The organism is Bacteroides caecigallinarum, assembly GCF_016902295.1.
Taxonomy (GTDB): Bacteria; Bacteroidota; Bacteroidia; order Bacteroidales; family Bacteroidaceae; genus Phocaeicola; species Phocaeicola caecigallinarum_A.
The window spans coordinates 1-219 of sequence record NZ_JACJLQ010000232.1 but is presented as its reverse complement, the minus strand read 5'-3'; the positions used below and the strand labels follow the sequence as shown (position 1 = coordinate 219).

The 219-nt window shown below is 54.3% G+C and carries 1 rRNA gene; it reads right to left on the bottom strand.

The features are described from left to right. Positions 1-219: ribosomal RNA gene (locus tag H6A27_RS14935) — 23S ribosomal RNA — on the bottom strand; the annotation flags it as partial.

The window sequence follows — 219 nt, the reverse complement described above, 5'->3', positions numbered from 1 at the left end:
TTCAGGTACTATTTCACTCTTCTGTTCGAAGTGCTTTTCACCTTTCCTTCACAGTACTGGTTCACTATCGGTCTCTCGGGAGTATTTAGCCTTGCCGGATGGTCCCGGCCGATTCACGCAGGATTCCTCGTGTCCCGCGCTACTCAGGATTGCACTATGCTTCGTCTCGCTTCGAATACGGGGCTGTCACCCGCTGTGGCCGGCCTTTCCAGACCGTTC